The sequence below is a fragment of the Scrofimicrobium sp. R131 genome, assembly GCF_040256745.1.
Classification (GTDB): domain Bacteria; phylum Actinomycetota; class Actinomycetes; order Actinomycetales; family Actinomycetaceae; genus Scrofimicrobium; species Scrofimicrobium appendicitidis.
On record NZ_CP138335.1, the window covers coordinates 2,040,559 to 2,067,415 of the forward strand.

Here is a 26,857-nt window from a genome sequence, read left to right on the forward strand (position 1 = left end):
TCCTTTGCGTCGATAGTGCGGTGGTCTGGCCGCCCGGCCTCGGACGGCCAGACCACTGCGGCTTACTTGTAGGTCAGTTTCGACAGGATGTAGGCCGCCGACACCCCATCCCAGGAAGCGGGGAACGCGTACAGGTTGTCTTCGGTGGGCCAACCGGTGAAGTCGGTCTGGTTGAAGAACGTCTGCGAGCCACCGTGGAAGAGGGAAATGTAAGGCACGTCCTCGACAATGTTGCGCTGGACAATCCCGTAGGCTTCCTTCAACTGCTCAACATCGTTGGTGACCGCTGCCGCCGCGATCGCCTGATCTACTTCCGGGTTGGAGTAGCGCGAGTAGTTGGTCTGACCCGGCTCCAGGGAGCTGCCCACCGGCTGGGTGTAGTCGGTGGTGAACGAGTCGCGGTAGATGGTGAACGGATCAGAAATCGGGGTTCCAAAGAGTGCCCCGAGGAACAGTTCGTAGTCCCCGGTCATCCGCCGGTCAGAGTACTGATCAGCGGTGATCGTGCCGTTGTTGAGCTCCAGCCCGGCCGCCTTGGCCTGGGCAACCATCAGCTCGGCAGCCGCGTTCTGGTCGGACCAACCCTCCACCGACTCCAGCTTGATCGAGGCCCGTTCCCCGTCCTTGGCGTAGATGCCGTCGGCGCCCAGCGTCCAGCCGGCCGCCTCCATCACCTGCTTGGCTGCTTCCACATCCGCGTTCTCCGGGTTCAGTACCTCCAGGCCGGGCGCCACCCACTGCTCGTCCCGATTCGGCTTGACGAAGGTGGGCGAGGCGGGCTGAGCGAGATTGTAGTAGGCCTTCTCGTTGATTTCGGCCCGGTCGATCGCAAGGTTCAGAGCTTGGCGGATTTCCTTGTGGGTCTGTGCCCCGGTGCAACCCAGATCCGCGTTGGAGCAGATCATCACGACGGTCGGGTTGGGTGAAGCCACGTTCAGGTAGCCCAAGTTTCCGGCCTGGATCAGCTGCTCAGGCTGGGGAACAAAGAAGGTGGAGTAGTCGAGCTGGCCGGCCTTGAACAGCGATTCAGCCGATGAATTGCCATCGATCCCCAGGTACTGGACCCGGTTGATTCCGGGCCGGTCCGGATCCCAGTAGTTGGGGTTAGCCACCACGGTGTAGGCAGCGTCGGTGACGTTCTCGACCATGAAGGGACCGGAGCCAACCGGGTTGCTCGAGTTGTCGAAGGTGACCAGGTCGTCGACGGCGCCAAACACGTGCTCGGGAACGATGTAGGTGGCACCGAGCAGCGAGTATTCGCGAGTGAAGGAGGGCTCGGCGAACTGGATGGTGATCGTCTGCTCGTCCACCACTTCGACCCCGGTGACGTAGTCCATCTGCACGGCGTCGTTAGTGAACGAGTACTTCACGTCGTCAGCGGTGAGGGGTTCACCGTCATTCCACTTGACGTCGGGACGCAGACCGATGGTCAGCTCAAGGCCGTCTTCGGACCACTCTGCGCTCTCGCCCAGCAGCGGAACCGGGTCGGTGTCCTGCGCCTTGTTGTAGAAGAAGAGCGGTTCGTAGATCCCACCCATGGCCGCATGCAGCACGGTGGGAGTGTAGGGGTTGAAGTTCGGCACGATCGGGGTTTGCGACCCGGCGAAAACCACCAGTGTGGGGCCTTCCTGCGCGCCGGCCGCATCTCCGGACTGACCGGACTGACCGGCCTGGCCTCCCCCGCACGCGGCCAGGAGACCCAGGGAGGCGGTGGCGCCCACAGCTAGGGCCACCCGCTTCCAGTTCTTAGCTGAGGACATCTTCGTTCCTTTCCACTGTCCTCCCGACCAACGTGGTCGGGCAGGATGACTCACATCATATGTAAATTTCTTTCAGAAAAGCAACCGCTTGCGTGAGTTACTAACTAAAGAGCAGTGCAATTGGCTTGGTCGCGCCGTTCTCACCGATAGAGCGGCGCGGTGACAGGTCGGATTGGCGCGGGCGAAGCCTCCACCAAATCCACTCCGGTCCCGAGTTGCTCCCGCAGGACCGGGCTCCCCCACAGCAGATCGACGAAGGGGCGGGACGCGCCCTCCCAGTCCGGCTCACGCCAGGCGAAGTGCTCCGGCGCCTGCTCTTTGGCTGTCTCCAGCAGCGCCAATCCGGCCTGGATCGGATCGAAACGGTCCGGATCCAACACGTGCAGTTGCACGCCGGTCAGAACCTGGCCGGCGTACTTATGGCCGGTAGGCTGGAATCTGGCCAATCGAAACTGAACACCGGGCAGGTCTCGCTGCCGCAGCGCCCACGCCCACTCCTCGGTCAACCACGGTGCCCCCACCAACTCGAAGGGCAGCGTCGTTCCCCGCCCCTCAGACAGATTGCTTCCCTCCAGCAGTACCGTCCCCGGGTAGACCAGGGCCGAGGCGGGGGTGGGTAGGTTCGGGGAGGGGGGCACCCACGGCAGCCCCGTCTCGGCCCAGAATTTGTCTCGGCGCCAACCCTTCATGGCAATCACGCTCGGCTCTGGCAGATCTAACCAGGCCGCCGCCTCCCGTAGCAGTTCTCCCAGCGTCAGACCGTGCCGAAGTGGCACTCCCAACTCGCCGACCAGGCTGACACAGTCGGCCTGCAAGCCGGGACCGGCCACCACCCCCGCGAGCGGGTTTGGCCGATCCAGCACGTAGACAGGGACCCCCCGCCGGGAGGCAGCTCGCAGGAAGCGAAGCGCGCTCCAGGCGTAGGTGTAGCAGCGCGAGCCCACGTCCTGGAGATCAATCACAACCCCGTCAAGCCCTGCCATTTCGGCCGCCCAGCGCGATTCCTCCTGCCCGTAGGTGTCGACCACCGGCAAACCGGTGACCGGCTCAACTTGATCCGACTCGGCTTCGCCCGCCTGGGCACTACCCCAAAGGCCATGTTCGGGGCCAAACAGTACCTGCAACCGGGGGTCAACCCGGTGCCAGCCAATCCACAGTGGGACCAGATCCGGGGTAACAGCGGTGTAGTTCGTTAGCAGCCCTAGTCGTGCCCCGGGGATCAGTTCCGGGCGAGCCAGCAGTTGCTCGGCTCCGGTTTGCACCTTCATTGGTCGGCCGGGGTGGGCACACCCATTGGCAGTCCTCCACGGGCCGGCTCCTCGCCCAGGAGCACCCGTCCGGCCGCCTCCACTGCAAACTGGTTGTCGCCGTAGGTGAGGAGCACCGAATACTTGCCGGCCACCGAAGCCGCCTCATAGGGGGATCGGAGGGCCACCACGTGCACCACCAACCCGGCCCGGCTCAGTTCAGCCAACACTTCGGCCACGGGGGCGTGTTCCTTCCAGGCGTCACGCAATACCAGGACCGCTTCCCGAGCGGAAGTGTCGGGCCGGCCCGGCCACGGGGTGCCTTCGGTCCAGACCAATTCGGTCACACCGTGACCCGCGGCCCTCAGCTGCCGACCAAGGACTTCCCCCGGGTTGACGCCGCGCTTCTGGGGATCCACACCCGGATGAATCAGCAGCAGTTCGGCTCCCGGGGTGAGCACGGCCGGCACCTCCGCGTTCCGCTGAGCGACGGCTGCGGTGGCCACCCGCCGGGCCAACTCTGCCTGCTCCTGGTGGGGAAGCGTCTCGGGGCCCGGGCCAATCGGCTCGTCCAGTTGGAGCTTGGCCTTCAGGGTCAGGATCCGGCGCGCCGAGGCGACCAGCTGATCCCGGTCCAGGCGCCCTTCCCGCAGTGCTCGCAGCACCGCCTCGTAGGCGGTGGGCAGATCAACCGGCATCAGCAGCTGATCGACCCCGGCTTGCAGGGCGCTAACGCAGGCTTCGGCCGGTCCTTCGGGACGTTCCGCTCCACCCATGTCGAGCGCATCGGTGATGATCACGCCGGTGAAACCCAGTTCGTGGCGCAGGAGGTCGGTGACAATTGGCCGGGAGAAAGTGGCCGCATCGACCGGGTCCAAAGCGGGAAAAGCGACGTGGCCCAGCATGACCGTGTCGGCCCCGGCCTCGATGGCAGCCTGAAATGGCAGGCGTTCGGTTCGGTCCCACTGGTCGCGGCTGAGTCCTACCGACGGCAGGCCCAGGTGCGGATCGACCGCCGCCGAACCGTAGCCGGGGAAATGCTTCAAAGTTGAGGCCAGACCGGCTTCAGACCAAGCCCGAATCGTGACCGCCAACTGTCGGGCCGCCCGGTGCGGATCCGACCCGGCAGAGCGAATGTTGACCCCGGGGTTCTCCGCCACCACGTTGACATCGGCCACTGGAGCCAGCGTCTGGGCAATCCCCACCGATCGAAGCTGGGCGGCGGTGGCCCGCGCGGTTTCGCGCCACAGCTCCTCATCCCCGGTGGCCCCCAGCGCCATCGCGCCCGGCAGATGAGTGACGCCCACCCGCACCCGAGCCACCGTTCCGTTCTCCTGATCGGTGGAAATCAACAGTGGCACTTCGGCAGCGGCCTGCAGTTCCAGCACTCGACGCCGAATGTCGGCTACCGGCTCGTGGTCACCGCCGGGAGGGAAGTAAATGATGGCCCCCAGGTGATAGTCGCGGATCAGCTGGAGCAGCGCCTCGTGTGCGCGTTCAACCTGGTCGGGCGAGGCGCTGTCACCGAACCCAAGGATGTTCTTCGCGGCATGCCCGCCGCTGGCCACGGAGAACAACTGCCCCACCAGGTGCTCGTCGTCCCAAGTTTCAAGTTGAGCTAGCGCTTCCTTCACCGTCTGTTTGTGCACCGATTGCTCCTTCATTGCAGCTCCACTAGGGTTCAGGTGACTTCCCGCCCCCACTTGTAATATAGTTACCTCAACTTCTCTGTTAACGAAAATAATATACATTCCCGGCGGGTCCCGCAACGGATGCGACCGCTGGGACGAGGAATAGAGGCCCCGATGGAGCTCACTCAGGAGCACTCCGATCAGATCACCGCGTCGGTGACTGAGTCCACCGACCCGCGATACCAGGAACTCGACCTAATGAGTACCGAAGGAATCCTGCAGGCGATGAACCAGGCAGACCGGTTGGTGCCCGAAGCGATCAGCCAGGTGATCTCCCAGATTGCCCGGGCAGTCGAAGCGGCCGCGGCCGGCATGGCCCAAGGCGGCCGTCTGCTCTACGTTGGTGCCGGCACCTCCGGACGCCTGGGAGTACTGGATGCCTCCGAGATTCCGCCGACCTTCTCGGTAGACCCAGCCCGAGTGGTCGGCATCATCGCCGGGGGAGACCACGCGCTGCGACACGCAATTGAGGGAGCCGAAGACGACTATGCCGCCGGCAGGGCCGACCTCCTGGGCTACCGGTTGAGCGAGAACGACACGGTGGTCGGGATTACCGCCTCCGGGCGGACGCCCTACGTCTTAGGGGCAATTGCCGCCGCCCAGGAGGCCGGGGCCACCACCGTGGGAATTAGTAACAACTCCCCGTCCGACCTGGGAACTCTGGCCGACATTCCAATCGAGGTGGTGGTGGGACCGGAAATTGTCTCCGGCTCCACGCGCCTGAAGGCAGGAACAGCCCAGAAACTAGTCCTCAACATGATCTCGACCGGGACCATGATTCGACTGGGGAAAACTTACGGGAACCTGATGGTGGACGTGTCAGCCACCAACAAGAAGCTGCAGGTTCGGGCGCAAAACCTGGTCATGAGAATCACCGGCTGCGAGCTAGAACAGGCTAAGGCGGCGCTGGCAGAGGCCGACGGGAACGTCAAGGTCGCATCGGTATCCCTGCTACGGTCGCTGAGCGCCGCTGAAGCGAAAGATCTTTTGGCCGGGAGCGGCGGATTCCTGCGGGCAGCCCTCGATGCCTAGGTAGGCAAGCTCCCCCACCGGTCCCAACAAATTGGCGCCCAGCCCTCCCACCGGAGGAACTGGGCGCCAATTGAGCACTGGACGCTAGGAGCCGTTGAAGCTGAACTCCTTCTGGCCGTCAACTTCCTTGACCCCGACGGTAACCACGTCGCCGGGTTTGACGTCGCCAAAGAGGATCCGCTCCGAAATGGCGTCCTCGATGTCGCGCTGGATGGTTCGGCGCAGCGGCCGCGCCCCCAGCACCGGGTCAAACCCGCGATCGGCCAGCAGTTCCCGCGCCGGCTCGGTCAGCTGCAGGCCCATATCCTGGTCAGCCATCCGCTTGGACAGGCGGGCAATCATCAGGTCCACGATCTGAACGATGTCGTCCTTGGTCAGCGGCGGGAAGACGATGACGTCGTCGACGCGGTTCAGGAACTCAGGCCGGAAGTGCTGCTTGAGCTCCTCGTTGACCTTTGCCTTCATCCGCGAGTAGTCGTGGGTCAGGTTCTCCGACGACTGGAACCCGGTCAGGACACCCTTGTTGATGTCGCGTGTCCCCAGGTTGGTGGTCATCAGGATCACGGTGTTCTTGAAGTCAACCATCCGACCCTGAGCGTCGGTCAGGCGTCCCTCTTCCAGAATCTGCAACAGCGAGTTGAAGATGTCCGGGTGGGCCTTCTCTACCTCGTCGAACAGGACGACGGAGAACGGGCGACGGCGAACCTTTTCGGTCAGCTGCCCACCTTCGTCGTAACCAACGTATCCGGGGGGAGCCCCGAACAGACGGGAAGCCGTGTGCTTCTCAGAGAACTCGGACATGTCGAGCTGAATGAGGGCATCCTCGTCGCCGAAGAGGAACTCGGCCAAGGACTTGGCCAGCTCCGTCTTTCCGACCCCGGTCGGGCCGGCGAAGATGAAGGAGCCGCCGGGGCGCTTGGGGTCCTTCAACCCGGAGCGGGTCCGGCGAATCGACTGGGACAGGGCCTTGACGGCTTCCTCCTGCCCAATGACGCGCTTGTGCAGCTCGTTCTCCATGTTCAGCAGCTTCGACGTTTCCGTCTCGGTCAGCTTGAACACGGGGATGCCGGTCGACATGGCCAGCACCTGAGCAATTTCTTCCTCGGTGACTTCGGCAATCTCGTCGGTTTCGCCCCCGCGCCAGGAAGATTCCTTTTCTTGGCGCTGGTTGATCAGATGCTGCTCGTCGTCACGCAGGTTCGCCGCCTTCTCGAAGTCCTGCTCGTCAATGGCCTGCTCTTTCTGGCGGCGAACGACGGAAATCTTCTCATCCAGTTCGCGCAGTTCCGGCGGGGCCGTCATCCGACGGATCCGCAGGCGCGCCCCCGCCTCGTCCATCAGGTCGATGGCCTTGTCGGGCAGGAACCGGTCTGAAATGTAGCGGTCAGCCAGGGTGGCGGCCGCGTCGATCGCCTCGTCGGTGATGATCACCCGGTGGTGGGCTTCGTACCGGTCGCGCAGGCCCTTCAGGATGCCCACCGTCTCGTCGACACTGGGCTCATCCACCTTGACCGGCTGGAACCGGCGCTCCAGCGCCGCATCCTTTTCGATGTGTTTGCGGTACTCATCCAGGGTGGTGGCGCCAATGGTTTGCAGTTCACCGCGGGCCAGCATCGGCTTCAGCATCTGGGCGGCATCGATCGAACCTTCGGCCGCGCCCGCCCCCACCAGCGTGTGAATCTCGTCGATGAAGACTATAATGTCGCCGCGGGTGCGGATCTCTTTCAGCACCTTCTTCAGGCGCTCTTCGAAGTCGCCGCGGTAGCGCGAGCCGGCCACAAGCGACCCCATGTCCAGCGAGTAGATCTGCTTTCCCTTGATGGTCTCGGGAACGTCGCCGCGGATGATCGCCTGGGCCAGGCCCTCCACCACCGCGGTCTTACCCACCCCGGGCTCACCAATCAGGACCGGGTTGTTCTTGGTTCGCCGCGACAGCACCTGCATGACGCGTTCCATCTCGGTCTTGCGTCCGATCACCGGATCCAGCTTGCCTTCGCGGGCAGCCTGGGTCAGGTTCCGGCCAAACTGCTCCAGCAGAGCCGAGTTGCCCCGCTCCCGGTCGCGCACGGGCGCCCCGCCGGTTCCGACGGCTTCGCGCCCATCACCCTGCGCCTGGTATCCCTGCAGCAGTTGCAGCACGGCCTGGCGGACCTGCATCTGGTCGGCACCCAGCTGGTGGAAGACCTGCGAGGCCACCCCCTCGCCTTCTTTCAGCAGCCCTAGCAGCAGGTGCTCGGTCCCGATGTAGTTGTGGCCAAGTTGCAGCGCTTCACGCAAAGACAGCTCAAAGACTCGCTTGGCCCGGGGAGTGAAGGGAATGTGCCCCTCAATTTCGTTCTCCCCTTCGCCAATCAGGTCTACGACGGCGGCCCGGGCGTCCTCAATCTTGATGCCGACCATCTCCATGGCCTTGGCTGCCACCCCATCACCCTCGTGAATGAGGCCGAGCAGCAGGTGCTCGGTGCCAATGTAGCTGTGCTTGAGCCCGCGCGCCTCTTCCTGCGCAAGGACTACAACGCGCCTAGCACGGTCGGTAAACCGTTCGAACATTCGGGCCTCCTGTTGGGGCGACGACTACTTATCCTCTTCTAGGGTAGGGTCTAGGCCTGGTTTCGGGGCTCAGTTTCGCTGAAGGCGTGGCCTTTCAGGTCTCCACCAGCACCGTGAACGGGCCCGAGTTCGTCAGGCTCACTTCCATCTGGGCGCCAAAGATCCCGGTCTCCACCGCCACTCCGCGCTGGCGGAGCTTCTCCACCACGGTTTGGACGAGGGGTTCGGCCACCTCGCCGGGAGCGGCCGCCGACCAGGAGGGGCGCCGACCCTTCTTGGTTGACCCGTACAGGGTGAACTGGGAGATCACCAGCACGGGGGCACCGGCCTCCACCGGGGACCGCTCCTCGGTCAGGATTCTCAGTTCCGCGATTTTTCGCGCCACCGTTTGGGCATCCGCCACCGTGTCCTCGCGGGCCACCCCGACCAGGGCGACCACTCCCTCCCCGTCGAACTGGCCCACGATCTGCCCGGCCACTTCCACCCGGGCGCCGCGGGCCCGCTGCAGGACGGCCCGCACTAGCGAACCGTTCCGGGCCCGGTGGTGCGAATGTCCCGACCGCCGTGGTCCAGTCGGCGCAGGCCCGCGCCGGGCCGCTCACTGGGTGAATGGTCCGACTTCCCTTCAACCGGCACGATCAGTTCCTGGGCGGCCGCAATCGGACCAATGGTCAGCGGGGCCGCCGGATCGACGGATCGTTTCAGCAGGGCCAGGGCAATCGGACCCATTTCTGCGTGCCGCGCCACCGAGGTGATCACCCCGACCGGGCGGCCGTTCAACTCGACCGGGTCGCCGGGGGCGGGAATCGAGCTGAGCGAACCGTCCAGCTGCAGGAAGGTTAGGCGCCGCGGCGGCTTCCCCAAGTTCAGGATCCGAGCCACGGACTCTTGCCCGCAGTAGCAGCCTTTCGACACGTGAACGGCGGTGCGGAGCCAGTCCAGTTCGGCCGGCATGGTCCGATCATCCACCTCCGAGGTCCAACCGGGGCGCCAGGCCGCCACCCGGGTGGCCTCGGCCGCCAGCGAACCGGCCAACCCCAAACCGCTGTCCGCCACGAACTGCGCGGCCCGGTCGACGGGAACAATCATCAGACGGTGTTGGAAGGCCTCCCCCGGGTGCGAGCCCTGGAAGTACCGGGCCCCGCCGAGACTGGGGCCGGGCCACGGGTCCACCCAGGTGGCCTCCGCCCCGGCCGGACTGGCCCCGCCGGCCGTCTCAAACACCTGATAGTCGGCGGACCGGTCCCGAATCTCCACCCGGGACATGAACTTCATGGACTCCAGGAACGCGGCCAGCTCCGGAGCCGGCTCGGGATCGGTCAGCAGCCAGACGGTGTCCCCCTGACTGACCACGCCCATAGCGAACTGGATCCGACCGTTGGGGTCCAGCAGCAGCATTTCACTGGAGCCGTCCTCACCCAGCGGAGCCAGGTCCTGTGAGGACAGGGTGGTGAGCCAGGTGAGCCGATCCGCCCCCGTGACGGTAACCAGACCCACGGGCCCGCGCGGGTGCAGGGCCCGCCCCGCCTCGTACTCAAACTGCTCTGTCACCGGGTCCCCGAAGTGGATCGGGGCCACCTGCCCCTCGGCAAACACCGCCCCGGCTAGGTAGTCGCTCATGCCTCTTCCGCCTCCTGCGAGGCGCGGCGCAGGCGCCCGGACAGTTCCACCTGGGGTTCACCCTGGTCCAGGGACGTTTCCGAAGTCCAGAACAGTTCGCCCCCCACCAGGCCGAACATTCGGTGGACGGTGGTCATCTGCGGTGCCGAAGCGTCGCGAGCAATCACGTCGGAGGTGAGGCGAATCCGTGGGCCCATTGACACCCCCACCCACAGGGTGGCCAGACCCTGCGTGTCCGCACTGGTGACCTGGAGTTCGCGCGGCTCCTCCCCCTCGGGTGGCAGCACCGCCAGCGGCGTGGCCAGGCGCCAGTAGGAGGTTTCCTCCCGGAACAACTCCCCGGGTTCAATCAGGTCCAGCCCGGCAGCGGCGTTCATCTGCCAGTCAATTTCGCCCTCAACCTTCCCGTGATAGAGCGAGGTGACGACGCGCATCTGCTGTCCCACCACCTCCGCCTGAATGTCCTGCAAAATGATCGCGTCGGGCTCATCGTCATCCCCGGCCAGGGTGCCCCACCCCTGCCAGCGGCCCAGGACCCAGGCCAGCGGCGCCAAGGACAGGGGCAAATTCTCAGGTATCTCAAACATGCCTCCAGGGTAACCGCTCCCGGGGACAAGTGGACAGGCCCCAGTTACTACCGGGTAGATTTGAAGCACCCAGACGTTAGTCCTACCTAGGAGCTTCCATGAGTTTCCTCCCCCAGAACGTGCTCGACGACATTCACGCCCGCGCCCCCCAGTACGACGCGGACAACACCTTCCCCACTGAAGATTTCGACCAGCTCCGCGAATGCGGTTACCTGGGCGCCTACGTGCCAACCAAGTTTGGCGGCGCCGGCCTGACCCTCGAACAGATCGCGGCCGAGCAGACCCGCCTAGCCCAGGCTGCCCCCGCCACCGCCCTCGCGATCAACATGCACCAGATCATCGTCGGCGTTGGCCGGCACATGGTCCGCTCCGGCCTGTCGGCGGGCGAGCAAATCCTGCGCGATGCCGCCGCCGGGGAACTGTTCGCGTTCGGAATCTCCGAGCCGGGCAACGACCTGGTTCTGTTCGGCTCGATCACGGAGGCCCGCCCGGACGGCGAGGGTGGCTACTCGTTCCACGGGGTGAAGATCTTTACCTCGCTGGCCCCCGCCTGGACCCGCCTGATGACCTTCGGCAAGGACGCCACCGACCCGGAGGCTCCAAAGTCGGTGTTCGCGGTCCTGCACCGGGACCGGGGTGGGTTCACCATGAAGAACGACTGGGATGTCCTGGGAATGCGGGCCACCCAGTCAAACTCCACCATTTTGGAGGGGGCTGCGGCCAGTGCAGATGAGATCCTGACCGTGACCGACCCGGGCCCGTCAGCCAACCCGGTGGTGATGGGGATCTTCGCGAACTTCGAAATCCTGCTGGCCGCCACCTACCAGGGTGTCGGGCAGCGGGCAGTCCAGGTGGCGGTGGAACACGTGAAGAAGCGCCATTCGGTCAAAAACCAGACCACCTACGCCAACGATCCGGACATTCGGTGGCGGATTGCCTCGGCCGCGCTGACGATGGAGGCGGTCGGCCCGCAGATTCGCGAGCTGGCCCGCGCCTTTGAGGACCAGGTGGACCTGGGCAACTGGTGGATGCCGCGCCTGTCGGCCGTCAAGAATGCCGCCTCGGAAGCCACCCTCCGAGCGGTGGAAGAGTCGGTGCGTGCCTGCGGTGGGGCCTCCTACTATTCCAAGCACGAGCTGTCCCGCCTGTACCGCGATGCGCTGGCGGGCCTGTTCCAGCCCTCCGACCAGGAGTCCCTGCACGGCGCCTGGGCCACCATGCTGCTGGGCCCCATCGAACACTAGCCGCGATTACTGACTGTCCCCCACCCGGTTTTTGGGTGGGGGACAAGTCTGTCCGGGCCCTAGTTGGCGTGCAGGCCGTAGAGGGTGGCCCGACCAATCGTGTGGGCCACCAGGTTGAAGCCAACGCCGCCGGCCGGAGTGGCCGGGTCGAGGCGCAGCTGATCCGTGTCCAGCGCGTGGACGGCGAAGATGTATCGGTGGGCGGGGTCGCCCGCCGGCGGTGCGGCCCCACCAAACCCGGCCCCACCAAAATCCGACCGCGTGTGGTAGGCCCCCGGCGGTAGCGCCGGACTCTGGTCGACTCCGGCCCCAGCCGGCAACGAGGTGCAGTCGGCGGGCAGGCCCAGCAGGAGCCAGTGCCAAAAGCCTGAGCCGGTGGGGGCATCCGGGTCAAAGCAGGTGACCGCGTACCCCTTGGTTTCGGGCGGTGCCCCCTCCCAGGACAGCTGCGGGCTGAGGCCGGGATGCCCGTCACCCGAGTGGACCTGGGCTGGCGGCAACGGATCCCCGTCGGAAAAGTTGGTGCTGGTCAGAGTGAACGAGGGGACGGGTGCCAGCAGGTCGTAGGGCCACGGCGCCCGCGGGCGGCCACTGTCGTAGGTGCTGATCTCCAGCAGGTTCCCGTCCGGGTCGCGCAGGTAGAGCGAGGTGATCGGTCCGGTGGCACCGGTGCGGGCAACCGGCCCCTCCTCAAAGTTCACGCCCTGGGAAGCCAGGTGGGCCGCCACCTCGGTCAGTGGGCGCGCACTCACCAGACATAGGTCGGCCGAGCCGGGAGTGGGGTGATTGGCGTGCGGGCGCACCTCCGCCCCCTGCTGGTGCAGGTTGATTTTCTGCTCCCCCAGGGCCAAGGCCCGGCGGCCCCCCGCGAAAGTAATCGGCTCCATCCCGAGCACCTGCCCGTACCAGGCCAGGGATCGATCCACATCCGCCACCGTGAGGACCAGGTGATCGAAGCGGCTAATTCTCATCGAGTTCTCCTTTGCTCCTCGGGTTCTGAGCGGTCGAACCGGGGCTGTCCCTCGAGCGCCACCCAGACTCAGGTGTGACCCAGCCTACTCTGGCCGAGCAGGGCAGTCCCGGCTCGAACCCGATTTGCTGTGCGAAATCTCGCCGACCATGCGGCCGGTCCCACTCGGCCAAATCGGGCCGAACCTGGCCGCTGACAGGCCAGACCGGGAGTTGAAGGCCCCCGGGCACCGCCGGGAAAATCCGACCCAACTGAGCTGTCCGTGCTGTGGCACGCGCCCGGGTGCCGTAGACTGTACTCAGGCATCAGGCACCATTGCCCCGGGCTCCAATCCAAGCCGCCAAGAGCGGCCATCGCGCCGACTGGCGCATTGGGCCTGGTGCCGTTAACTTTTCCCGGCGGGACACCCGGTCCCAGGGGGAACCGACTCGGCTCGCGCCGGTGGTTCCCCGGAACCCGAACCTAAGCCCTAGCCCAGTTCGTGGCGGATGATGGTCGCCTCGCGCCCCTGCCCGACCCCGATCGAGGAGATCCGGCAGCCAATCTGCTGCTCCAGGAACAGGACGTAGTCCTGGGCGGCGGCGGGCAAATCTTCGAACTTCCGCACGGAGGTGGTGTCGCTCTTCCAGCCCGGCAGCAGCTGGTATACCGGCTGTGCCCGCGCGAAGGAACCCTGATCCATCGGCATCTCGGTCAGGGTCTGGCCGTCCACCTCGTAGGCGACGCAGACGGCAATCTCGTCGTAGGAGTCCAGCACGTCCAGCTTGGTCAGCACGACGTCGGTCAGGCCGTTGACCCGGTTGGCGTAGCGCACCACCAGCGGGTCGAACCAACCCACCCGCCGCGGCCGGCCCGTGGTCACCCCGTACTCGCCGCCCAGCTCGCGCAGGTGGTCACCCTCGGCGCCGGACAGCTCGGTCGGGAAGGGGCCTTCGCCCACCCGCGTGGTGTAGGCCTTGGTCACGCCCACCACTCGACTGATCTGGGTGGGGCCGACGCCCGCTCCGGTCAGGGCTCCGCCCGCAGTCGCGTTGGACGAGGTGACATAGGGGTAGGTGCCGTGGTCAATGTCGAGCATGGCCGCCTGGCCCGCTTCAAACAGAACCGTTTTCCCCTCGGCCAGGGCCCGGTTCACAAACAGGGAGGTGTCTGCCACCATTGGACGCAGACGGTCCGCGTAGGCCAGCAACTCATCAGCCACCTGGTCGGGGTCCACCGGGCTCTGCCGATAGACCACTTCCAGCAGCTGGTTCTTCTCATACAGGGCTCCGCGCACCCGCTGGCGCAGCACCTCTTCGTCCAGCAGGTCCTGGATCCGGACCCCGATCCGATTCATCTTGTCGGCGTAGGTGGGGCCAATCCCGCGCCCGGTGGTGCCGATCTGCTTGTTCCCCAGGGACTTTTCCGTCACCTGGTCAAGCAGTCGGTTGTACGGCGCAATCACGTGTGCGTTGGCCGAAACCAGCAGCCGAGAAGTGTCCACCCCGCGCGACTCCATCAGGTCGATCTCAGAGAAGAGCGCCTCCAGGTCCACCACCACGCCGTTGCCGATCACCGGGGTTGCGTGGGGGGTGAGGATTCCGGCGGGCAGCAGGTGCAGGGCGTACTTTTCGCCCCCAACTACCACCGTGTGACCGGCGTTGTTACCTCCGTTGAACTTGACCACAACCTCGACGTTGGATCCAAGTTGATCTGTGGCTTTACCTTTCCCTTCGTCACCCCACTGGGTTCCGACCACAATTATCCCCGGCATGTTTCCTCACTTAGAAAGATGGGCCGTTACTCCCCCATTCTAGTCGGCCCTCCTCCGATCCTGAGAATTGTGCCCGCCAGACAAAACGAGGCGGGACCCACCTGGGTGGTCCCGCCTCGTCCATAGCCGCCGGTCAGGAGTTCAACACCTGATCCGCCAGCGAGCTACGCGTGCCGTAACGGTGGGTGGTCAGCGACACCGCCTGCTCGTGCACGAAGGGCAGAATCTCCACCCGTCCGGCCGTCGTGACCGGCCCGTCCCAAATGGCGTAGTCAATCGGGGCGGACAGCTGACCCATCAGCGTCGCCCGCTCCGATCCGAGCAGGCGCACCCGCCCGTCGTGGTGCACTTCGGCTCCGTCGAGGCGCTGGGCAAACTCTTCCGGGCTCTCCACCAGGCAGGCAAAGCCGTACCGGTGCGCCCAGTCCTGAATCGGGTCGGGCAGGGCGCGGGTGGTGGACAGCACCAGCTGGGCCCCCTGGTAACCCAGAGGCTCCGCCTCGGTCTGCCCGGCGCAGTGACGCACCAGGAAGTCCGGGTCCTCCGGGGAGGGGCGGAACTCGCCGACCGCCACCGCGGCCATGGCGGCCAGCAGAATGTCGGCGTCGCTCGCCGCACTTTCGGCGCGCAGTACCGCCCGGGCCGGCAGGTAGCGCAGCACGTTGCGCTCGTACTTCAGGCCCGTCGGGTCGTTCAGCCGATCAAAATGCGTGGTGCAGGCGCGCTCCAGGTTGTAGGCCGCGCGCTGAACTCGCTCCGCCTGGTCGGGGGTGAGGAGGCGGTCAGCCACCTCCACCGCCTCGAGCAGCTGACGCTTCTCCACGGCCAGTTCCCGCTCCGGCACGGCCGGGTAGCCCTCGCCGCCGACGGTGCCCTTCGGCTCGTCCACCGGCTCGAAGCGGCCCAGACCGAACAGATAGTTGGGGCCGCCCGCCTTGGCACCCGGACCCACAGACGACAGCTTCCACCCGCCGAAGGGCTGGCGTTGCACGATGGCCCCGGTGATCCCCCGGTTGATGTAGACGTTGCCGGCTTGGACCCGATCCAACCAGTAGTTGACCTCGTCGGCCGAAAGTGACTGGATCCCGGCGGTCAGACCGAACGCGGTCGAGTTCTGCACTTCGATCGCTTCGGCCAGGGTGGCCACCCGGATCACGCCGAGGACCGGCCCAAAGTACTCCACCTGCTGGAACTCGCTGCCGGGCTGGACTCCGCCGCGGATGCCCGGGCTCCAGAGGCGGCCGGAGTCGTCCAGCGGTTCCGGCTTCAGCGCCCAGGACTGTCCGGGCTCCAGCTTCGTCAGGCCCCGGGTCAGCTTCTCGCCGGGCAGCTCGGACAGCGGCCCCATCTCCTCGGCCAAATCGGTGGGCCAGGCGACGTGCAGCGAGCGGGCCGCGTCCAACAGTTGGTCGTGGAACCGCTTGGACCTGCCCGCGGAGCCCACCAGGATCACCAGCGAGGCGGCCGAACACTTCTGCCCGGCGTGGCCAAAGGCCGAGGCGACCACGTCTTTGGCGGCCAAGTCCAGGTCGGCCGACGGGGTGACGATGATGGAGTTTTTCCCGGAGGTTTCCGCCAGCAGGGTCAGGTCCCGGCGCCACGACAGGAACATCTCCGCGGTTTCGGAGGAGCCGGTCAGGATTACCCGTTCCACCCGCTCGTCGGTTACCAGCTGGCGTCCCACCTCGCGATTGCCGGGCACGACCAGCTGGGCCAGGTTCCGGTCCAACCCGGCGGCCCACAGGCATTCGGCCAGCAGGGCCCCGCAGCGCTTGGCCGCCGAGGCGGGCTTCAGCATCACGGCTCCACCGGCCGCCAGCGCCGCAATCGTTCCCCCCAGGGGAATCGAGAGCGGGAAGTTCCATGGCGGGGTGACCACGGTCAGGGCGGCCGGAACAAACTTGGCGCCGGGCAGGCGGTCCAGCTCTAGCAGCTGCTGGGCGTAGTAGTGCGCAAAGTCGATCGCTTCCGAGATTTCCGGGTCGGTCTGGTCGATGCCTTTGCCGAGCTCCGCGGCCGCCACCTCCAGCAGGTCGGCCCGGCGCCGGGACAGCTCGATCCCCACCCGGTGCAGCAGGTCGGAGCGCTCCGCAGCGGACTTCTTGGCCCACTTGCGCTGGGCGGTCAACGCCTTCTTCATCCGCTGGTTCAGCTCGGTCCGGTTGGCAACCGTGTGGGAGGCGACGGTGTCTTCACCCAGGGTCGACTCGGGGACGCGGCCGACAATCTGTCGGGCCCACTCCCGGTTGGCCGCGAGGGCCGGGTCGGTGTCGGGAACGTTCTCAAACTTCCACTGGCCACCGGGGCCGCGCATTTCGGCTTCCAGCTGCCGAACGGTTTCGGTTTGCCGGTTCTGGGTGCGGTTGGCCTGACAGCGCTTCTCCCCCTCGGCCACCAGCTGGGTGACCGCCCGGCGGAACCGATCCCGCTCCAGGTCGAAGACCTTTTGGTCCTCGCCCATCTCGAAGACGTGGGACATGAAGTTGTCGGAGGCGGAGTTCTCTTCCAGGCGGCGGACCAGGTAGGCGATGGCCACATCGAACTCGCGCGGGTCGACCACGGGGACGTACAGCAGCAGCGAGCCGACCTCGTCCCGCACGGCCTGGGCCTGCGCTTCGGCCATGCCGGCCAGCATCTCCACGTCGATCCGGTCGCGGACCCCGCGCAGGTCCGCCAGCTCCCAGGCCAGGGCCAGGGTAAACAGGTTGTGTCCGGCCACGCCCAGGCGGACCGCTCGCATCCGCTCCGGGGTCAGCGCCCAGTTCAGGATCCGCAGGTAGTTGGCATCGGTGGCCTGCTTCGATTCCCACAGGGCCAGGGGCCAGCCGTGGACTTCAGCTTCCACCCGCTCCATCGCCAGGTTTGCGCCCTTGACCAGGCGCACCTTGATCGGGGCTCCCCCCGCTTCGATCCGGCGCTGAGCCCAGGCCACCAGGCCCTGGTAGGCGGGCAGGGCGTCGGGCAGATAGGCCTGGATCACGATGCCGGCCTCCAGGTGGGCCAGTTCTTCCCGCTCCAGGATCCGCTCAAACACCTGGATGGTCAGGTCCAGATCCTTGTACTCTTCCATGTCCAGGTTGATGAACTTCGGCGTGGGGGACGAGGCGGCCAACTGGTAGAGGGGTAGGAGCCGCTCCACCGCCTGGTCGACGATCGATTCCACATCCCAGTGGGACCGCGGGCCGGTCACGGCCGACACCTTCATCGAGACGTAGTCGATGTCGTCGCGCGCCAGCAGGGCCTTGTTGGCGGCCAGGCGCCGGTCGGCTTCCGCATCGCCGAGCACGGCTTCGCCCAGCAGGTTGATGTTGAGCCGGGAGCCGTCGGCCCGCAGTTTCTCAATTGCGGGCCCAAGTTTGGAGTCGGTGACGTCAACCACCAGGTCGCCGACCAGCTCGGAGAAGACGCGCCGGGCCGCGGGCACGACGACGCTGGGGGCCAGGAAGCCGGCCACGCCGCCCACCTGGGCGGGAATCCGGAGCCACGGCGGCAGGAACTTGGGGGAGGTGCGGGTCAGCTGCCGGAGGTTGTGCGCTGCCACGCGCATATCTTCGGGGCGGATCACCCCGTCCACGAACTCGACGGTAAAGTTCAGTCCGTTGGGGTCTTCCAGAACTGAGGCCAGCAGCTCAGCGGCCTTGCCACTCGGGTAGTGGGAGGACAGCTGAGTCCACCGGTTAGCGGTCTGCTCGGCCCGGTCGGCCGCCAGATGCAGGTCGGTGTAGGAATCGGTAGGTGTCTTTTTGGACATGGGGGACCTCTTCTGTGTGTAACACTCGAGCACCCCCAGAATACCGTCTTTGCGGTCAATTATCCGGGCCCTGAGGAACGGGAATGACCCCTCAGTTTTCCTTTACTTTTCCGCCATCTCCCGCCGTTTTTCGGCAATTTCATACAGGGCGATCCCGCTGGCAACCGCAGCATTTAGCGATTCCATCCCCAGCATGGGAATCGACACCAGTAGGTCACAGCTTTCCGCCACCAGTCGGGACAGGCCCTTCCCCTCGGCCCCGGTTACCAGCACCAGGGGCACGTCGGCCAGTTCCAGCCCGCGAATGGTCGGTCCCGCCGCGCCCTCCAGGCCGACCACGAAGAAGCCGGCATCCTGGCAGCGTTTGAGCGCCTGCACCAGGTTACTGACCCGAGCGGTCGGCACCTTGGCCGCCGCCCCCGCCGACACCTTCCAGGTGGTGACGCTGACTCCGGCCGAACGTCGCTGCGGAATGACGACCCCGTCCACCCCGAAGGCCGCGCCCGAACGCAGGACCGCCCCCAGGTTGTGCGGATCGGTGACGTGATCGAGTGCCACCAGCAGACCCGGGTTCCCGGACGGCTTCTCCAGCGCCCGGACCAGCAGCTCGTCCAGGTCCCAGTACTCGTATTCGGCCACTTCCACGCCGATCCCCTGGTGGGTGGCTCCGCCCGAGGCGATGTCCAGATCCCGGCGGGTCACCTCGATGAAGGGCGCGCCCGAGTTGGCCAGGGCCGTGGTGACGTCGCGCATCCGCCCATCCCCGGGGTCGGAGGAGACGAAAATCCGGTGAATCTGGATCCCCGCCTCGGCCACCTCGATGACGGCGTTGCGGCCAACGACCAGTTCGGTCCCCGGCTGGAGGCGAACCCGGGTTCGGTTCTGCGCCTGGGCTCGCGCCTGCGCCACCTCTTTTTCCCGTTCCTTTTCCAGCTTCCGCTTGTGGGCCGCATGGTAGGTGCGGTCCTCCGCCTTCGGGGTCGGCCCCTTACCCGACAGCGCGCGCTTGTGCTTGCCCCCGGAGCCAATCACCGGCCCCTTTTCTGCTTTTCGCTGGGCCCCGCGGCGCCCCTGGTTACCTTTGCTCACACTCGCACCTTCCATACGGAGCCGTCAGCCCCATCTTCCACGACAATTCCGGCCTCGGTCAGCTGATCGCGAATCCGATCGGCCGCGGCCCAGTCCTTCTCACTTCGCGCCCGGTTGCGCTGCTCCACCAGGGTGGAAACCAGCGAGTCCAACGCCCGATACTGCGCTTCCCCAGCCGGGTCGGTCCCGTCCGGACGCGCCCAGTGGCTGGAGCCCGGGTCAATCCCCAGCACATCCAGCATCGATCGCACCAGCTGCAGCTCGGTCCGCACCGCCTCGTCCTGGCCGGCGCTGAGGGCGCGCCGACCCAGTTTCAGGTGCTCGTAGATGACCGCCAGCGCCCCCGCGACGTTCAGGTCGTCGTTCATCGCCTCGACGAAGCCGGTCGGAAGCCGGTCGGCCGGCAGGTCCACCGGGCCGGGGTCCCCCACCCGCGCGGTCGCGTCGGCAACAAACCCGGCCAGGCGATCCCAGGTGCCCTCGGCCCGCGCCAGGGTCTCATCCCCCCACTCGATCATCGACCGGTAGTGAACCGTGCCGAGCGCCAGCCGGATGACAGAGGCGGGGTACTGCTCCAACAGGGCGTCCAGCGCCAGCGTGTTCCCCAAAGATTTCGACATCTTGTCGCCCGCCTGGGTCACCCAGGCATTGTGCAGCCACAGGCGCGCAAACTCCCACCCGGCGGCGTGGGACTGGGCCTGCTCGTTCTCATGGTGGGGGAACCGCAGGTCCAACCCACCTCCGTGAATGTCGAAGGTTTCACCCAGGTAGCGGTGGGACATGGCCGAGCATTCCAGGTGCCACCCGGGACGGCCCCGACCCCAGGGCGCCGGCCAGGACGCCGTTTCCGGCTCTTCCGGCTTGGCTGCCTTCCAGAGGGCGAAGTCGCGCGGATCGCGCTTGGCTCCCCGGTTCGCCTCGTCCTCCTGCGCCGGGTCCTCGGTCGTCAGCAGGTCCCCGAGCTGCTGGTTTGTCAGCGAGCCGTAGTCGGGCTGCGAATGCACGTCGAAGAAGACGTTGCCGGCGGCATCGGCGTAGGCGTGCCCCCGGTCCAGCAGCCGCTGAATCAGCTGCACCTGGTCGGTGATGTGTCCGGTGGCGCGCGGCTCAAAAGTGGGGGAAATCAGACCCAGCTGGCGATAGGCCGCCTCGAACTCACGCTCATAGCGGGCGGCCAACTGCCACCAGGGTTCGCCGGCCTCCCGAGCCTTGGTCAAGATCTTGTCGTCAATATCGGTGATGTTGCGAATGTAGGTCACCGACAGGCCCAGCCGACCGAGCCACCGGATCAGGACGTCGAACGCCACCGCGGCCCGCAAGTGTCCGATGTGCGGGGACCCCTGCACGGTCGGGCCGCACAGGTAAATGCCCACCCGACCCGGATGAACGGGCTCCAGCACCTGCACGGTGCGGGACTTCGTGTCGTAGAGGCGCAGCTTCATGGGTTCCATAGTACCGGGGGGATGCGCGCGGCCCCGCCCGGGGCGGGGAATTCTTGGCGACAACTCGGAGCCCGGCTACCCTGAGGTCATGAGCGCAACGTTTCGAGTGGGGCAGGGAGTCGACGTCCACGCATTTTCCGGGCGGAAAGGCACGCTGCACCTGGCCTGTTTGGACTGGCCCGAAGAGCTGGAACTAGAGGGACACTCCGACGGGGATGTGGCCGCCCACGCGGCCTGCGACGCCCTGCTGGCCGCCGCCAACCTCGGCGACTTGGGCTCCGTGTTTGGCACCGACGATCCGCGGTGGGCGGGCGCCGCCGGGGCGACCCTGCTGGGTGAGGTGCTGAGCCGGCTGACCGAAGCTGGGTGGGCCGTTGAGAACGTCAGCATTCAGGTGGTGGGCAACCGGCCCCGACTGGCAGCCCGAAAGGACGAGGCGGCCGCCGCCCTGTCCGCGGCCCTCGGTGGAGCGGACGTCTCCCTGGGCGCCACCACCACCGATCACCTCGGCTTTCTGGGTCGGACCGAGGGGCTGGCCGCCCTGGCCACCGCCCTGGTTTCGCGCTAGCTCTCCAGGTGGGCGACAGAGATCTTGGCCCCCTCGCGCACCGGCAGGATCAGCAGCAGCCCCACCAGCAGCACCACGACCACGCCGAGGATCCCGAACGGGGTACCGTCCCCACCCGTGATTCGGTTCCCGAGCGAGATCGCCACCCCGTACAGGAGGGGAGCCAGGAAGGACACGGCCCGCCCGGTGGTGGCGTAGAGGCCGAACACTTCCCCCTCGCGCCCGGCCGGGATCATCCGCGCCAGCATTGAGCGCGAAGCCGACTGCGCCGGACCGACAAAGATGGTCAGCAGGAGGCCCAGAATCCAAAAGACCATTGGGCCCAGGTCGTGGAAGATGAAGACTCCGGTGGCGGCAAATACCATCGCCACCAGCGAGAAGACGATGACCCGTTTGGGCCCCCACAGGTCGTCCAGGCGCCCCACCAGCACGGTGGAGACCCCGGCGACCACGTTGGCGGCGATGGCGAAGATGATCACCTGGGAGGCGGAGAAGCCAAAGACAGCCCCGGCAATCACCCCGCCGAAAGTGAAGACGCCCGCCAATCCGTCGCGGAAGACGGCCGAGGCGATGAGGAACTTCAGGGTGTCGGGTGAGTCCTTGGCCAGGGAGACGACCAGGCGGAACAGGGCCCGGTAGTTTTCGGCCAGCGAGCCGGCCTGCCCGTGTCCTTTGGCTTTGGCGTAGCCCGGGGGCGGGTTGAGCAGGACCGGTAGCGCCGAGAGCGCCATCCAGAGCGCGGCGAACAGCATCGCCACCCGCACGTCCAACCCGTTTTCCCCGGTGACGCCGAACAGGCCCACCTCCGGGTTGATGAACCCGAAGTAGAGGATCAGTAGCAGGACAATCCCGCCGAGGTAGCCCGAACCCCAGCCGAGGCCGGAGACTTGTCCCCGGTCGGCGGGGGTGGAAACGTAGTTCAGCATCGCGTTGTAGTTGACGGAAGCGAACTCGAAGAAAATGTTGCCCAGCCCGAGCAGGGCCACCCCCAGAATCAGCATCGCCTGCGGGGAGGGGCCGGAGTTGGGGGCGACGAAGTACATGGCCGCCAGGCAGGCCACCACCAGGAAGGTGAAGGCCCCGACCGAAAGCAGGCCGCGCCCAGCCCGGTCGGCCCGGCGTCCGGCAATTGGAGCCAGGAGGGCCACCACCAGCCCGGCCACGGTCATCCCGATCGACAGGTACTGGTTGGCGGTGGCGGAAGAGGCAAACAGACCGTCGGTGGTCAGGTAAACGGAGAAGACAAACGAGGTGGCCACCGCGTTGAACGCAGCTGAACCCCAGTCCCAAGCCGCCCAGGACCAGACCTTATGGGCAGGGATTTTCGGGGACGCACCTGATTCGGCAACTGAACTCATAATGGACCTTTCCATTGCGTCCAGGCGTGATTGATGGTTGATGGGACCTAGACAACTTGCTAGAAGTCTAGCCCGAGGATCATCCGCTCGGCCGTTTCCAGATCCTTTTTGGTCGTGATTTTCAGGGCGTGCGGGTGGCCCGGGGTGACCCAAACCTGGCCCCCTTCCGCCTCGACCAGCGCCGCGTCGTCGGTGGCGGCGGTCGCCTCGTCGTCCGCCAGTGCCCGAGCCCGCTCGTGAGCTGCCAGCAGCACCCCCCAGAAAAAAGCCTGCGGAGTCTGGATGGAACGGAGCCGCGCCCGAGGGGGAGTCGCCCGGACCGGGGAGAGCTCCTGGTCCTCGCCGGACACCTCCTTAATGGTGTCGGTGACCGGGAGGCCGGGGATCACCGCCGGGGTGCCGTCACCCACCAGCCGGATCAGGCGACCGATCATTTCGGGTGGCGTCAGCGCGCGGGCGGCATCATGGACGAGGGTGGGGGTGGTCCAACTGGGGGTGAGGCCCTCCTGCGCGGTCAGCTGTGACAGCGCATCCAGGCCGCAAGCCACGGACTCTTGGCGGGCGTTGCCGCCGGGAACCACGGTGATGGGGAACGGGAAAGTGTAGCGGCCGATCTCTTGCCAGAACTGGTCCAACGCGTCGGCCGGAGCGGTAATCGCCACCGCGGCGACCGCCTCGGTTTGGGCCAGGCCGCGCAAAGACCAGGCCAGGAGGGAATGCTCGCCCAACTGGACGAGCGCCTTGGGCACGTCGGCTCCCAGCCGAGTGCCGGTCCCGGCCGCCGTCAGCACCACGACGGCGCTAGGGGAAGCCAACGCTGCTACTCCGCGGCTTCGTCCGGGCCCGCCTCGGAAAGGACTTCGTCCAGGCGTTCGCCGGCCTTCTCTTCGTCAATGTCGCGGGCCAGGGCCAGCTCGGAAATCAGAATCTGGCGGGCCGTGGTCAGCATCCGCTTCTCACCGGTCGACAGCCCCTTGTCGGCGTCACGCCGGGACAGGTCACGAACCACTTCGGACACCCGCACGATGTCGCCGGAGGTGATTTTTTCCTGGTTGGCCTTGTAGCGACGAGACCAGTTGGAGGGCTCTTCCACGTCCTTGGCGCGCAGCACGTCGAGGACCTCTTCCACCCCTTTGTCGTCGACCACGTCGCGCACGCCCACTTCGTCCACCTTGTCGGCGGGCACCTGGATGATCAGTTCCTTTTGCTTGTCCTGCTGCTCGGGTTGGTGAATGCGCAACACCAGGTAGGTGGTAGGTTCCCCGTTGAGTTCCCGGGTAATGATTTCCTCAATCGTGGCGGCGCCGTGATGAGGGTAAACGACGGTCTCACCGACCTTAAACGTCATGAAAATGCGCTCCCAAATGTGCTAGCTCTCTAGTAATCCCAACCCATTCTACCAGGAATAGCGCCGAAAACCCCGCCCTCTTTGGTGAGGGCGGGGTCAGCGCTAAGCGAAAGGACTACTTGCCCTGGTTCGCCACCGCATCGATCTTGGCCTGCGCGTCCGGATCCAGGTACCGGCCGCCCTTGGTCACGGGCTTGAGGGTTTGCTCATCCAGTTCGTACAGCAGCGGAATCCCGGTCGGGATGTTCACGCCGGCGATGTCGTCGTCCGAAATCTCGTCCAGGTGCTTGACGATGGCGCGCAGCGAGTTGCCGTGCGCCGCCACCATCACGGTCTTGCCGGTCTGGAGGGCCGGGACGATGGTGCCGTTCCAGTAGGGAAGCAGCCGCTCGAGGACGTCCTTCAGGCACTCGGTGTGCGGAATCGGCTCACCCGCGTAGCGCGGGTCGCCGTCCTGAGCGAACTCCGAACCCGGTTCAATCGCGGGGGGCGGGGTGTCGTAGGACCGGCGCCAAAGCATGAACTGCTCATCACCGTACTTGTCCCGGGTGGCTTTCTTGTCCAGGCCCTGCAGCGCACCGTAGTGCCGTTCGTTCAGCCGCCAGTTGCGTTCCACCGGAATCCAGTGGCGATCCGCCTCGTTCAGAGCCAGGTTCGCCGTAGTGATGGCCCGGCGCAGGAGGGAGGTGAACAGCAGGTCGGGCAAAATCCCCTGCTCTTTCAGCAGGACGCCGCCGTGCTTGGCTTCCTCTTCCCCCTTGGCCGACAGCGGGACGTCGACCCAACCGGTGAAGAGGTTCTTGGCATTCCATTCGCTTTCGCCGTGGCGAAGCAGTACAAGCGTGTAAGTCATGGTCTCTATTGTGCCATCCCTGGGCCAACCAGGACAGGAACTAAGACCCGACGCACACCGAGCAGGAAAAAGCGGGGCGGTCCGGCCCAATTGGACCCGACCACCCCGCCCAAGAGTTGGATCGGCAGACTACTTGCCTTCCGTCTCGGTCAGGTACTGCTCACGAACCGAGCTGGGAATCCGGCCGCGCTGAGCCAGAACAATCCCGCGCTCTTTCGCCCAGGTGCGGATCTGAGCGGCATCCCCCACGGGGGCCGCGGTGCGGACCGTGCGGCCCTGACGGCGAGCCGGCACCTTGCGAGCATACTTAACCCACTTATTCATGTCCTGGTTGAATTCGTCCAGGTGCTGCAGGTTTAGGTCGATTTCGTAATGAGTGCGACCGACCGCGAACGACACGGTGTCTTTCGCGTTCGAGCCATCGATATCGTCAATCAGAATGTATTTTGCCTGTGTTGCCACGGCGGTCTCCTCTTCGGTGGTGGTCTCTCAGCTTTTACTGCCTGCCCCATAGCATATGCCTTTTGGCCGACCGCTTCTAGACGTTGGCGCCCGTTTCTATTATTCACGACCGAATCTTCAATAATGAGCCCCCGCTCATGAGACATAACTGCCGGTCAAAGCCAATTTGAATCATCGGACCACCGGGAAAGCACTTATGTGCACGGCGATTACTCTGGCAGAGTAACGTGACTGGAGGCACAGCGCTGTGCCGGACCCTGGTGCCATAATGCGAGCAGGAGGTCGGGACACAAAGGCTAGTCCTGACTTGGAAAAACGGAGTCAACATGCAATTCGGCATCTTCACAGTTTCAGATATCACCCCGGATCCACACACCGGACGCGCCCCAACGGAGGAGGCTCGCCTCCAAAGCATAATTCGGATTGCGCTACACGCAGAGCAAGCTGGCCTTGACGTTTTTGCGTTGGGGGAACACCACAATCCACCTTTCTTTAGTTCGTCACCGACCACCACGCTGGCATACATCGGCGCGAAGACCACGAAGCTGCACCTGTCGACCGCCACCACGCTCATCACCACCAACGATCCGGTGAAAATTGCGGAGGACTACGCAATGTTGCAGCACCTGGTCGGGGGCCGGATGGACCTGATGTTGGGGCGCGGCAATACCGGTCCGGTCTACCCCTGGTTTGGGAAAGACATTCGGGCGGGTATTCCCCTGGCCATTGAGAATTACGGGCTGCTGCGCGAGCTCTGGGAAAATGACGTGGTTAACTGGGAGGGACGCTACCGCACGCCGCTCCGCGGCTTCACCTCTACCCCACGCCCACTGAACGGTCAACCCCCGTTTGTCTGGCACGGTTCTATTCGCTCACCTGAGATTGCCGAGCAGGCCGCTTATTACGGTGACGGCTTCTTCCACAATCACATCTTCTGGCCCCCGGAGCACACCCAGCAGATGGTGGCTCTCTACCGCGAACGATTCGCCCACTATGGTCATGGCACGCCTGAACAGGCGATTGTTGGAATTGGCGGGCAAATCTTCATGCGACCCAATTCGCAAGATGCGATTGACGAGTTCCGTCCCTACTTCGATCACGCCCCGGTCTACGGAGGCGGACCCTCCCTGGAAGACTTTATGCGCGATACTCCGCTCACGGTTGGCTCCCCGCAGCAGGTGATCGACCGGACCCTCGGCTTCCGCGACTACGTTGGCGACTACCAGCGCCAGATGTTCCTGGTCGACCACGCCGGGCTGCCCGAGAAGGTTGTGTTGGAGCAGATCGACATTCTGGGCGAGCAGGTGCTCCCCGTCTTGCGCTCCGAGTTTGAGCGTCTGCGCGCGCCGGGCACCCCCTCGGATCCGCCCGCCCACTCCGCGGTCACGGCCGCACCCAAGTCCGACTCGGACGAGCAGGCGGCCCCGCTGCACGACACGGTCACGGGGGCTTCGTTCTACGAGCAGCAACCTACCCTGGCCCTGAGCGTCGAGCACGCCCAGCAGCTGCTCAACCAGGCGGAGGGTCGCTAA

The 26,857-nt window shown here is 65.7% G+C and carries 21 protein-coding genes; 4 read left to right on the forward strand and 17 right to left on the reverse strand.

The genetic code is table 11. From position 1 onward, the window contains the following. Positions 1–62: 62 nt before the first annotated feature. The 3 genes from SAC06_RS09380 to SAC06_RS09390 form a co-directional block, all read right to left on the reverse strand. Complete coding sequence (locus SAC06_RS09380) at positions 63–1,760, reverse strand: ABC transporter substrate-binding protein (RefSeq protein ID WP_350258034.1); 1,698 nt, start codon at positions 1,758–1,760, stop codon at positions 63–65. Positions 1,761–1,900: 140 nt separating this feature from the next. After that, a complete protein-coding gene (locus SAC06_RS09385) occupies positions 1,901–3,028 on the reverse strand; it encodes a DUF1343 domain-containing protein (RefSeq protein WP_350258035.1) in 1,128 nt (375 codons plus the stop codon). After that, complete coding sequence (locus tag SAC06_RS09390; RefSeq protein WP_350258036.1) at positions 3,025–4,671, reverse strand: glycoside hydrolase family 3 protein; 1,647 nt, start codon at positions 4,669–4,671, stop codon at positions 3,025–3,027. Before SAC06_RS09390 ends, SAC06_RS09385 begins: the two co-directional genes overlap by 4 nt. Before the next feature lie 141 nt (positions 4,672–4,812). On the opposite strand from SAC06_RS09390, the gene murQ reads away from it, so the two are divergent. Then, complete coding sequence (gene murQ, locus SAC06_RS09395; RefSeq protein ID WP_350258037.1) at positions 4,813–5,730, forward strand: N-acetylmuramic acid 6-phosphate etherase; 918 nt, start codon at positions 4,813–4,815, stop codon at positions 5,728–5,730. A gap of 84 nt (positions 5,731–5,814) precedes the next feature. Here murQ and SAC06_RS09400 read toward each other — a convergent pair whose 3' ends face one another. The 4 genes from SAC06_RS09400 to SAC06_RS09415 all read right to left on the reverse strand — a co-directional run bounded on the left by SAC06_RS09400 (position 5,815) and on the right by SAC06_RS09415 (position 10,487). Continuing rightward, positions 5,815–8,280, reverse strand: coding sequence for an ATP-dependent Clp protease ATP-binding subunit (locus tag SAC06_RS09400; RefSeq protein WP_350258038.1), 2,466 nt, complete (start codon positions 8,278–8,280; stop codon positions 5,815–5,817). A gap of 94 nt (positions 8,281–8,374) precedes the next feature. Beyond that, positions 8,375–8,800, reverse strand: a complete 426-nt coding sequence (gene dtd / locus SAC06_RS09405) for a D-aminoacyl-tRNA deacylase (RefSeq protein ID WP_350258039.1) — start codon at positions 8,798–8,800, stop codon at positions 8,375–8,377. Further along, positions 8,800–9,900 carry a folate-binding protein gene (locus SAC06_RS09410; protein WP_350258040.1) on the reverse strand — a complete coding sequence of 367 codons (1,101 nt, stop codon included), beginning with the start codon at positions 9,898–9,900 and terminating at the stop codon, positions 8,800–8,802. Before SAC06_RS09410 ends, dtd begins: the two co-directional genes overlap by 1 nt. Then, positions 9,897–10,487 (reverse strand): FABP family protein, encoded by a 591-nt coding sequence (locus tag SAC06_RS09415; protein WP_350258041.1) that lies wholly within the window; start codon positions 10,485–10,487, stop codon positions 9,897–9,899. Before SAC06_RS09415 ends, SAC06_RS09410 begins: the two co-directional genes overlap by 4 nt. A gap of 98 nt (positions 10,488–10,585) precedes the next feature. On the opposite strand from SAC06_RS09415, the gene SAC06_RS09420 reads away from it, so the two are divergent. Next, complete coding sequence (locus SAC06_RS09420) at positions 10,586–11,731, forward strand: acyl-CoA dehydrogenase family protein (RefSeq protein WP_350258042.1); 1,146 nt, start codon at positions 10,586–10,588, stop codon at positions 11,729–11,731. Between the two features lie 59 nt (positions 11,732–11,790). On the opposite strand, the gene SAC06_RS09425 is transcribed toward SAC06_RS09420, so the two are convergent. The 5 genes from SAC06_RS09425 to cysS form a co-directional block, all read right to left on the reverse strand. Further along, on the reverse strand, positions 11,791–12,702 hold the full coding sequence (locus SAC06_RS09425; RefSeq protein ID WP_350258043.1) for a YbhB/YbcL family Raf kinase inhibitor-like protein: 912 nt from the start codon (positions 12,700–12,702) through the stop codon (positions 11,791–11,793). Between the two features lie 468 nt (positions 12,703–13,170). Next, positions 13,171–14,454 carry an adenylosuccinate synthase gene (locus tag SAC06_RS09430; protein WP_350258044.1) on the reverse strand — a complete coding sequence of 428 codons (1,284 nt, stop codon included), beginning with the start codon at positions 14,452–14,454 and terminating at the stop codon, positions 13,171–13,173. A gap of 133 nt (positions 14,455–14,587) precedes the next feature. Next, positions 14,588–18,205, reverse strand: a complete 3,618-nt coding sequence (locus SAC06_RS09435; RefSeq protein ID WP_350258045.1) for a bifunctional proline dehydrogenase/L-glutamate gamma-semialdehyde dehydrogenase — start codon at positions 18,203–18,205, stop codon at positions 14,588–14,590. 102 nt (positions 18,206–18,307) lie between these two features. Then, on the reverse strand, positions 18,308–19,294 hold the full coding sequence (gene rlmB / locus SAC06_RS09440; protein WP_350258046.1) for a 23S rRNA (guanosine(2251)-2'-O)-methyltransferase RlmB: 987 nt from the start codon (positions 19,292–19,294) through the stop codon (positions 18,308–18,310). Continuing rightward, the gene (gene cysS / locus SAC06_RS09445; RefSeq protein WP_350258047.1) at positions 19,291–20,736 is read right to left on the reverse strand and encodes a cysteine--tRNA ligase; all 1,446 of its coding nucleotides are present in this window, start codon (positions 20,734–20,736) and stop codon (positions 19,291–19,293) included. Before cysS ends, rlmB begins: the two co-directional genes overlap by 4 nt. A gap of 88 nt (positions 20,737–20,824) precedes the next feature. Between cysS and ispF the strand changes: the two genes are divergently transcribed. Continuing rightward, entirely contained in the window at positions 20,825–21,304 is a 480-nt protein-coding gene (ispF, locus tag SAC06_RS09450) for a 2-C-methyl-D-erythritol 2,4-cyclodiphosphate synthase (protein ID WP_350258048.1), read from the forward strand. Here ispF and SAC06_RS09455 read toward each other — a convergent pair. The 5 genes from SAC06_RS09455 to SAC06_RS09475 form a co-directional block, all read right to left on the reverse strand. After that, positions 21,301–22,662, reverse strand: a complete 1,362-nt coding sequence (locus tag SAC06_RS09455) for an MFS transporter (RefSeq protein WP_350258049.1) — start codon at positions 22,660–22,662, stop codon at positions 21,301–21,303. The genes ispF and SAC06_RS09455 overlap by 4 nt on opposite strands. A 59-nt stretch (positions 22,663–22,721) precedes the next feature. Then, positions 22,722–23,477 (reverse strand): 2-C-methyl-D-erythritol 4-phosphate cytidylyltransferase, encoded by a 756-nt coding sequence (gene ispD, locus SAC06_RS09460; RefSeq protein ID WP_350258050.1) that lies wholly within the window; start codon positions 23,475–23,477, stop codon positions 22,722–22,724. Between the two features lie 5 nt (positions 23,478–23,482). After that, entirely contained in the window at positions 23,483–24,010 is a 528-nt protein-coding gene (locus SAC06_RS09465; protein ID WP_350258051.1) for a CarD family transcriptional regulator, read from the reverse strand. Positions 24,011–24,125: 115 nt separating this feature from the next. Next, positions 24,126–24,863 carry a phosphoglyceromutase gene (locus SAC06_RS09470; RefSeq protein ID WP_350258052.1) on the reverse strand — a complete coding sequence of 246 codons (738 nt, stop codon included), beginning with the start codon at positions 24,861–24,863 and terminating at the stop codon, positions 24,126–24,128. Between the two features lie 129 nt (positions 24,864–24,992). Further along, the gene (locus tag SAC06_RS09475; RefSeq protein ID WP_350258053.1) at positions 24,993–25,325 is read right to left on the reverse strand and encodes an Lsr2 family protein; all 333 of its coding nucleotides are present in this window, start codon (positions 25,323–25,325) and stop codon (positions 24,993–24,995) included. Positions 25,326–25,651: 326 nt separating this feature from the next. Here SAC06_RS09475 and SAC06_RS09480 point away from each other — a divergent pair, with 326 nt between their 5' ends. Next, positions 25,652–26,857: an LLM class flavin-dependent oxidoreductase gene (locus SAC06_RS09480; RefSeq protein WP_350258054.1), complete on the forward strand. Its 1,206-nt coding sequence runs from the start codon at positions 25,652–25,654 to the stop codon at positions 26,855–26,857.

Excerpts from the sequence above, each read along its gene's own strand:
- SAC06_RS09380 (WP_350258034.1), bottom strand. The coding sequence starts at position 1,760 with ATGTCCTCAGCTAAGAACTGGAAGCGGGTGGCCCTAGCTGTGGGCGCC.
- SAC06_RS09385 (WP_350258035.1), bottom strand. The coding sequence starts at position 3,028 with ATGAAGGTGCAAACCGGAGCCGAGCAACTGCTGGCTCGCCCGGAACTG.
- SAC06_RS09390 (WP_350258036.1), bottom strand. The coding sequence starts at position 4,671 with ATGAAGGAGCAATCGGTGCACAAACAGACGGTGAAGGAAGCGCTAGCT.
- murQ (WP_350258037.1), top strand. The coding sequence starts at position 4,813 with ATGGAGCTCACTCAGGAGCACTCCGATCAGATCACCGCGTCGGTGACT.
- SAC06_RS09400 (WP_350258038.1), bottom strand. The coding sequence starts at position 8,280 with ATGTTCGAACGGTTTACCGACCGTGCTAGGCGCGTTGTAGTCCTTGCG.
- SAC06_RS09410 (WP_350258040.1), bottom strand. The coding sequence starts at position 9,900 with ATGAGCGACTACCTAGCCGGGGCGGTGTTTGCCGAGGGGCAGGTGGCC.
- SAC06_RS09415 (WP_350258041.1), bottom strand. The coding sequence starts at position 10,487 with ATGTTTGAGATACCTGAGAATTTGCCCCTGTCCTTGGCGCCGCTGGCC.
- SAC06_RS09420 (WP_350258042.1), top strand. The coding sequence starts at position 10,586 with ATGAGTTTCCTCCCCCAGAACGTGCTCGACGACATTCACGCCCGCGCC.
- SAC06_RS09425 (WP_350258043.1), bottom strand. The coding sequence starts at position 12,702 with ATGAGAATTAGCCGCTTCGATCACCTGGTCCTCACGGTGGCGGATGTG.
- SAC06_RS09430 (WP_350258044.1), bottom strand. The coding sequence starts at position 14,454 with ATGCCGGGGATAATTGTGGTCGGAACCCAGTGGGGTGACGAAGGGAAA.
- SAC06_RS09435 (WP_350258045.1), bottom strand. The coding sequence starts at position 18,205 with ATGTCCAAAAAGACACCTACCGATTCCTACACCGACCTGCATCTGGCG.
- cysS (WP_350258047.1), bottom strand. The coding sequence starts at position 20,736 with ATGAAGCTGCGCCTCTACGACACGAAGTCCCGCACCGTGCAGGTGCTG.
- ispF (WP_350258048.1), top strand. The coding sequence starts at position 20,825 with ATGAGCGCAACGTTTCGAGTGGGGCAGGGAGTCGACGTCCACGCATTT.
- SAC06_RS09455 (WP_350258049.1), bottom strand. The coding sequence starts at position 22,662 with ATGAGTTCAGTTGCCGAATCAGGTGCGTCCCCGAAAATCCCTGCCCAT.
- SAC06_RS09465 (WP_350258051.1), bottom strand. The coding sequence starts at position 24,010 with ATGACGTTTAAGGTCGGTGAGACCGTCGTTTACCCTCATCACGGCGCC.
- SAC06_RS09470 (WP_350258052.1), bottom strand. The coding sequence starts at position 24,863 with ATGACTTACACGCTTGTACTGCTTCGCCACGGCGAAAGCGAATGGAAT.
- SAC06_RS09480 (WP_350258054.1), top strand. The coding sequence starts at position 25,652 with ATGCAATTCGGCATCTTCACAGTTTCAGATATCACCCCGGATCCACAC.